This is a genomic window from Mycobacterium sp. (assembly GCF_036488105.1).
Classification (GTDB): domain Bacteria; phylum Actinomycetota; class Actinomycetes; order Mycobacteriales; family Mycobacteriaceae; genus Mycobacterium.
This window is the reverse complement of the sequence record NZ_DASXHW010000112.1, coordinates 1-5855: the sequence shown is the minus strand read 5'-3', so window position 1 is coordinate 5855 and position 5855 is coordinate 1. Positions and strand designations below refer to the sequence as shown.

The following is a 5855-nucleotide window of genomic DNA, read 5'->3' as shown; positions in this document are numbered from 1 at the left end:
TCCGCGGGAATTCGACGCCGCGGTCGTCGAGCTGACTCTCTTGGACCAGCCCGGTGTCCAGGTCGATCGTCCACCGCCACAACGCCGCGTCGGTCCCGAATTCACTGTTATTCCGCCACATTTCGTCATACCGGAGCACCTCCAGCACGATGGCGTTCCCGCCGGGCGACGTCACGTCATGGGCGTTGACGACGTGGAAGACGAAGCACGGATCGATGTCGAACCACCGCAGCTGGCCGTAGGGGTCGTCGCGGCGCAGCACACCGAGACGGGCCCGGTACTGGTCGTCCCAGCGGTACGGTAAATCCCGTTCGAAGGAACCGGTGAGCGCAACGTTCAGGTTGAACAGCAGCGGCAAATCCAGGAAAACGACATGTTCGGCGGTCAACGCGAAGTCGTGCATCAATGTCAGCGCGGGCACGTCGATGGGGCGACTGATCGTCAACCGCCCGTCGGCATCGGCGCGGTGATAGCTGACGTGCGGTTCAAGGATGTTGCCGGACCCAAAGAAATGCAATTCGCCGGTGGTCGGGCAGATCTTGGGATGCGCGGTCATCGAGTCGGCCAGCATGCCGCCGAAATCGTAGGCGCCCAGCGTTTTCAAGTCATTGCTGATTTCGTAGGGCAGCGAGAATTCCATCAGGGCGAGCGTCTTGCCGGCATGGCGCACGACATGGGTATTGGCAATGCTGGAGTGCAGATTCCGGCTGCCGTCGTCGCCGTAGAGCGGGACGGGATGCTCGAAGCTCTCGGTACGCACCCAGCGGTTGCGATACCAGGCGGCGCGACCATTTTCCAACCGGATTCCGTGGACCATGCCGTCGCCGACACACCAATGGCCTTGGCCGGTACGCGGATTGGGGCCGTTGCGCAGGTACCAGCCGTTCAGCTCGGCGGGAATGCGGCCCTCGACCGGCAGATCGAATTCGGTCAGCTCGTCGTGGACAGGGGCATAATTGCCGGTGCGGAACACCGGGAAAACCGTCTCCGCCGCCACCGCCGTCGACGTCACCAGCGCCGGCGCAAGCTCCACTTGGTTCGCGGCCAACCGCTGGTCGGCCTTCGCCAGCAGCGAAGGCAGCAGATCGGGGCATGGCGGCACCGGGGCGGGCTCCTCGTCGAGCATCGACAGCATCGGCGCGATGACCTCGAACTCTGCCACTGCTTGCCGGCATGAACTGCAGCCGGCCATGTGCATCTCGAATTCGCGCCGGTCGGTATCCGACAGCGCATCCAGCACGTAGGCGGCGTCCCACGTCTCGTATTCGTGCCCGCCCTGCGGCACGTTGCCGTTCCGCGATTCCGTCATTGCGTCACACCCATCTCCACCAGTGCCTGGCGAAGTCCTCGCAGCGCGTAATGCAGCCGCGACTTGACCGTGCCCTCAGCGATCCCCAGATCGGCGGCGATCTGGGCGGTCGTCCAGCCCTGGTAGTAGGACCGGCCAACCACCGCCCGGTGTTCTGCGGACAGTTGCGCCATCGCGTCGCCGATCAATGCTCGGTTCAGCGCCCCGGTCGACTCATCAGGTCCTGCCGGTTCCGGCGGGCCCTTGCCGTCCGACGGAATGACCTCATGGCGGAATCGGGCGCTGCGCCGGTCGTCGATGACCATGTTTCTGGCAACGGTGAACAGCCAGCCGCGCGGGGACTGCCCGTTGTTGAAGACGTGCGGGTGTTGCCACGCCCGGAGCAAGGTCTCTTGCACCACGTCCTCAGCATGGGCGTGATCACCGGTCAACCGCCACGCATAACGCCATAAAGCGGCGGCGTGTTGGTCGCACAGCCGCTTCAGAGCAATCGCTTCCGCGCCGGTGCCCGGTATGTCCATCACCAGCCTCTCGGTGATGACACGGTCTAGGTGTCCGTTCGGTTCACCCGGTCCGGGGACGAAGTTAGCCGAGGGTCAAAATGCGTGGTCCGTCCTCGGTCGCAGCGACGGTGTGCTCCCAGTGTGCGGCACGCGAGCCGTCGGCGGTAGCGACCGTCCACTCGTCGTCGAGCACCGTGGTTTTGCGTGTTCCCAGGGTCAGCATCGGCTCGATCGCCAGCACCGATCCGGCGGCAAGCAGGGGGCCGCGGCCAGGGGATCCCTCGTTGGGCAAGAACGGATCCATGTGCATCTGCCTGCCGATGCCGTGTCCGCCGTAGCCCTCGACGATCCCGAACTTGCGCCCGTAACGGGCCTCGGCCGCATGTGTGGCGGTTTCGATGGCGTGCGACACGTCGAACAGCCGGTTGCCGGGAATCATCGCCGCGATCCCGGCCTCCATCGACTCCTTGGTCGCCCGCGACAGCAGTTCGTCGGCAGGGATGATCTGGCCGACACCGAACGTGATCGCGGCATCCCCGTGCCAGCCCGCCAGGATTGCCCCGCAATCGATGGAGACCAGGTCGCCGGCAGCGAGCTTCTCACTGGCCGACGGGATGCCGTGCACGACGCGGTCATTGACCGAGGAGCAGATCGACGCCGGATAGCCATGGTAGCCGAGGAACGACGGCGTGGCGCCGGCGTCACGGATCACCGATTCGGCGATCTGGTCGAGTTCGTGCGTCGAAACCCCGGGAACTGCGGCCTGGCGCACCGCGTTCAGCGCGGCGGCGACCACGGCCCCGGCGGCGGCCATCGCGTCGAGTTCAGCGGCGCTGCGTTGCGGTACCACTTTGCGGCTACGGAGGCCGGCCAGGCCGATCACCGTTACTTCCCGAGAGCCTTCAGCGCGCGGCCGAACACCTCGTCCACGGAGCCGACGGCGTCCACGGTTTTCAGCTCGTTGGTGTAGTACTCGATCAGCGGCGCGGTTTCGTCGCGGTAGACGTTCATCCGGTTGTGGATCACGTCGTCGGTGTCGTCGGCGCGGCCACGCGATCGGAGCCGCTCGAACAAGACGTCCTCGGGCACCCGGAACTCCAGCACGGCGTCAAGCGCGGTTCCGCGGCGCTCGAGCATGTCGTCCAGCGCTTTGGCCTGCTGCACCGAGCGCGGGTAACCGTCGAGGATGAAACCGGCGTCGGTGTCCGGTTTGCTCAGACGGTCGTCGACGAGCTCGTTGGTCAACTCGGACGGAACCAGATCGCCGGCGTCCAAGTAGCGCTTGGCTTCCAAACCCAGCTTGGTGCCGTTGCCGATGTTTTCCCGGAAAAGGTCACCGGTGGACAGGTGCGGTACCTCGAGCTTCTCGGCCAACTGCACGGCCTGCGTACCCTTGCCCGCTCCGGGCGGCCCCAGCAACACAACTCTCACTTGAGGAACCCTTCGTAATTGCGTTGCATGAGCTGACTTTCGATCTGTTTGACGGTATCCAAGCCGACACCAATCATGATCAAAACCGCAGTGCCGCCGAACGGCAAGTTCTGCACGGTCCCGGTGCTACCGATCTTCAGGAACAGGTTGGGCAGCACCGCGATGACACCGAGGTAGATCGACCCCGGCAGGGTGATTCTGCTCAGCACGTAGCGCAGGTAGTCGGCGGTCGGTTTGCCCGGCCGAATACCGGGGATGAAGCCACCGAACTTCTTCATTTCGTCAGCACGCTCGTCGGGGTTGAACGTGATCGAGACGTAGAAATACGTGAAGAAGATGATCAGCCCGAAGTAGATACCGATGTAGACCGGGCTGGCGGGGTTCGACAAATAGTTGCCGACGAACTTGTCCCACCAGCTGTTCCCCACGCCACCGCTGCTGCTTCGGACCAACTGGGTGATCAGGTGCGGGATGTAGATCAATGACGACGCGAAGATCACCGGGATAACACCGGCCTGGTTGACCTTCAACGGCAGATAGGTCGAGCTTCCGCCGTACATCCGCCGGCCCACCATGCGCTTTGCGTACTGGACCGGGATGCGGCGTTGGCCCTGCTCGACGAACACCACGCCGACGACGATGATCAGCGCGGCTACCACGACCGTGGCGAACACCACCCCGCCGCGGCTGTCCAGGATGCTCTTGCCTTCGCCCGGGATTCGGGCGGCGATACCCGCGAAGATCAGCATCGACATGCCGTTACCGATGCCGCGCTCGGTGATCAGCTCACCCATCCACATCACCAGCGCCGCGCCCGCGGTCATCACCAGCACGATGACGACCAGGGAGAAGATGCTCTGGTTGGCGATGATGTCCAGGCTGCACCCCTGCAGCAGGCCGCCGTTGGCTGCCAGCGCCACGATGCTGGTGGCCTGCAGGATGGCCAGCGCGATCGCCAGATAGCGCGTGTACTGCGTCATCTTGGCCTGGCCCGCCTGGCCTTCTTTTCGCAGCTCTTCAAACCGCGGAATGACCACAGTGAGCAGCTGCACGATGATGCTCGCGGTGATGTAGGGCATCACGCCGACCGCGAACACGGTCAGCTGCAACAGCGCGCCACCGGAGAACAAGTTGATCAGCGAGTAGATCTGCGCCGAGTCCCCACCGCTGATCTGCGCGATGCACTTCTGCACGTTGGGGTAGTTCACGCCGGGCGACGGCACCGTCGCACCCAAGCGATAGAGCACAACGATGCCCAGGGTGAACAGGATCTTCCGTCTCAGGTCGACTGTTCGCAGCGATGAGATGAAAGCCGAAAGCACTCTTCCTCCTGCGCAGCCGGTCTCTGTTCGCGGCGTGCCTACTGGCTGGCGTATCCAGCACTGAATGTCCTGCATGGTCCTGCGTCGCGCCGAGCACATGCAGGCCAGGACGTGTTCAGGCGCGCGCGTCAGACAGTCTACGAGACTAACAGCGCATCGATCGCCTCCGGCCCGTCGCGCGGCACAGACGGCGCAGGCCGGCTTAGGGCAGAACTTTCAGCAGCTCCTTGGCCAGCGGCGCGGCGGAGGCGGGATTCTGGCCGGTGTAGAGGTTGCGGTCTACGACCGTGAACGGCTTCCACATTTCGCCGCGAACGAAATCGACCCCTAACTTGATGAGCTCATCCTCCGCCGTCCACGGGGCCTTCTCGCGCAATCCGACGGCGTCCTCTTCGTCGTTGGTGTACGCGGCGACGCGATAGCCGGCGAAGGGCGAGACGCCGTTGCGGCGGGTGGCAAGCATCGCGACCGGCGCATGACACACGATCGCCAGGGGCTTACCTGACGCCAGCGCCGCCGCGAGCAAACGCCCCGAATCGGCGTCTTGCCACAGGTCCTGCATCGGCCCGTGCCCGCCCGGGTAATACACGGCGTCATAGTCGTCCAGGCGGATGGTCGCCAGCTGCAATGGTTGGCGTAGTTCTTCTGCGGAGCGCAGGACCTCCTCGAGCTGCCCGGCAATCTCCACGCTGCCGGCCATCGAGGGGCGCAAACTCATGACGTCGACATAGGGCACCACGCCCCCGGGGGTCGACACGACGATGTCATGGCCGGCCTCGGTGAGCGCGCTGTAGGGCGCCGCGAATTCTTCGGCCCAGTAACCGGTCGGGTGTCTGGTGCCGTCCTTGAGCATCCAAAAGCTTGTCGCCGTCATGACGAACAGGACTTTGGCCACCACAACCCCAATCGAGCGCCGGCACACCTGGAAACGCAAAAGCTTACGGTTGCCCGGCCACGGCGGCAACGGCTGAAGGACCGTCCGCCGCGTCACATAATTGGCACACAGCGACGTGGCGTAAGGTTTCATTGGCTCTTTACCTTGGCTAAATATCAAAGGACTACAGCTGAGTGTTGACGGAGGGGTGATCATGACGCGCAGTGATACCGACAGTTGGGATCTGGCCTCGAGCGTGGGCGCCACGGCAACGATGGTCGCGGCGGCCCGTGCGCTGGCCTCCGAGGACATCGACGCGATCATTAGTGACCCGTTCGCCGCTCCCCTGGTGCGAGCGGTGGGCATTGATTTCTACACGCGGGTGGTCGACGGGGACATCGCTCCGGCCGACGCCG

General features: G+C 64.4%; 7 protein-coding genes. 1 reads left to right on the top strand and 6 read right to left on the bottom strand.

Annotated features, from left to right (window positions below; genetic code table 11):
- The 6 genes from VGH54_RS06155 to VGH54_RS06130 all read right to left on the bottom strand — a co-directional run.
- A partial coding sequence (locus tag VGH54_RS06155; protein ID WP_331511052.1) for a carotenoid oxygenase family protein occupies positions 1–1309 on the bottom strand: 1309 nt, incomplete at its 3' end.
- Entirely contained in the window at positions 1306–1830 is a 525-nt protein-coding gene (locus VGH54_RS06150; RefSeq protein ID WP_331511053.1) for a sigma-70 family RNA polymerase sigma factor, read from the bottom strand. The genes VGH54_RS06155 and VGH54_RS06150, both read right to left, overlap by 4 nt.
- Positions 1831–1894: 64 nt before the next feature.
- Positions 1895–2695 carry a type I methionyl aminopeptidase gene (map, locus tag VGH54_RS06145; RefSeq protein WP_331511051.1) on the bottom strand — a complete coding sequence of 267 codons (801 nt, stop codon included), beginning with the start codon at positions 2693–2695 and terminating at the stop codon, positions 1895–1897.
- Between the two features lie 2 nt (positions 2696–2697).
- Positions 2698–3243, bottom strand: a complete 546-nt coding sequence (locus VGH54_RS06140; RefSeq protein WP_331511050.1) for an adenylate kinase — start codon at positions 3241–3243, stop codon at positions 2698–2700.
- Positions 3240–4565, bottom strand: coding sequence for a preprotein translocase subunit SecY (gene secY / locus VGH54_RS06135; protein ID WP_331511049.1), 1326 nt, complete (start codon positions 4563–4565; stop codon positions 3240–3242). The genes VGH54_RS06140 and secY overlap by 4 nt, the downstream gene beginning before the upstream one ends.
- 202 nt (positions 4566–4767) lie before the next feature.
- On the bottom strand, positions 4768–5655 hold the full coding sequence (locus VGH54_RS06130; protein WP_331511048.1) for a type 1 glutamine amidotransferase domain-containing protein: 888 nt from the start codon (positions 5653–5655) through the stop codon (positions 4768–4770).
- Here VGH54_RS06130 and VGH54_RS06125 point away from each other — a divergent pair.
- A partial coding sequence (locus VGH54_RS06125) for a class I SAM-dependent methyltransferase (protein WP_331511047.1) occupies positions 5654–5855 on the top strand: 202 nt, incomplete at its 3' end. The genes VGH54_RS06130 and VGH54_RS06125 overlap by 2 nt on opposite strands.

Bases quoted from the DNA above. Each gene is read 5' to 3' on its own strand.
- VGH54_RS06150 (WP_331511053.1), bottom strand. From the start codon at position 1,830: ATGGACATACCGGGCACCGGCGCGGAAGCGATTGCTCTGAAGCGGCTG.
- VGH54_RS06130 (WP_331511048.1), bottom strand. From the start codon at position 5,655: ATGATCACCCCTCCGTCAACACTCAGCTGTAGTCCTTTGATATTTAGC.